Source organism: Achromobacter colocynthidis, from assembly GCF_057334535.1.
Genome location: NZ_JBHFIZ010000003.1, coordinates 1 through 1,014, shown reverse-complemented (window position 1 = coordinate 1,014; position 1,014 = coordinate 1). Strand labels below are relative to the sequence as shown.

Here is a 1,014-nt window from a genome sequence, read left to right as displayed (position 1 = left end):
TCAGCCGGGTGCCGTCGCGCAGGTTTTGCGGTTGCGGCACCGGGACGCCGCGTTCCGCCAGGTGGTACATCAATTCAATGTAGAAAGGCAGTTGCGCGTGCGTCAACACCTCGAACAGCGTCAGCACGAATTCGCCGCGGGTCGTATACAAGAAGTAATTGGTGTTCTCGATACCCGCCGTAATCCCTCGAAGCGAGACGAACTCGCCCAGGTCGAATCGCGCCAGGAGGGCGCGCGCGTCGTCGTCGGATACGGGAGTGAATACGGCCATTGATGTACAGGGTAAGGAGTTAACGGACGCTCGGACATGCCGGGTGCGGCGGCGGCGGCGCAATTTTAGACCACATAGCGCCCGGGCCGTTCGGGAGGGGCTTGGGCAGGCGTGGACAGGCTGCCGGACATATTGCCGCGAAGCCCGTAAAATACCGCATCCCCTTGTTTTGTAGAGTGATTCTTGGACTCCCCCGACTGGCGGCTGTGCGTCGCCCCGATGATTGATGGTAAGTTCATTGGTCGGAGAGCCGCATAAAGCCTGGGTTGTAGCAAACCGCGTAGCACTGCCGTAGCACTGCTAAACACGGGTTGCCTCGTACTCCAGCTTGGCGGACTCGCGCATAGCGTCAAGGTATGCGGCCACGTCCCGCAGGTCGGCGTAGACGTTTCGACCCTCCTTATATACAGGGACCGGCAGTTCACCGGCAGACTTCATGTTCTGCGCCCGGTGCAAACTGACCCCCATGAAGTCGGCCAACTCGGCCAGGCTTAGTCGGGGCTTCTGGTACTTCGCGAGCAGCAGGAATTCGCTGTTCATATCGCCTCCAAAACGAAGCCCGCGCTAGGCGGGCTGTTTCATCCAATTCTTGCGGGTGGTTCTGAGCATCTGCTCAATAACGTCAGTCACTGCGGGTCTTTCCTATTTCTGCTGCTGCTCGGACGACGGCGCGGCGGGTGGCAGCGTAGGGATCGTCGCCGATCTTTTCTCCGCACCCTTTCCCCAGGCGGTCGACCAGAGCG

2 protein-coding genes are annotated in these 1,014 nt (G+C 60.3%); both read right to left on the bottom strand.

Features of this window, described 5'->3' with window-relative positions; genetic code table 11:
* Positions 1-271, bottom strand: a 271-nt coding sequence (locus ACE04A_RS01340; RefSeq protein WP_485819806.1) for a phosphotransferase, incomplete at its 3' end; no start/stop codon positions are given.
* A 300-nt stretch (positions 272-571) separates the two neighbouring features.
* Entirely contained in the window at positions 572-811 is a 240-nt protein-coding gene (locus ACE04A_RS01335) for a pyocin activator PrtN family protein (protein ID WP_046803617.1), read from the bottom strand.
* Positions 812-1,014: the final 203 nt, after the last annotated feature.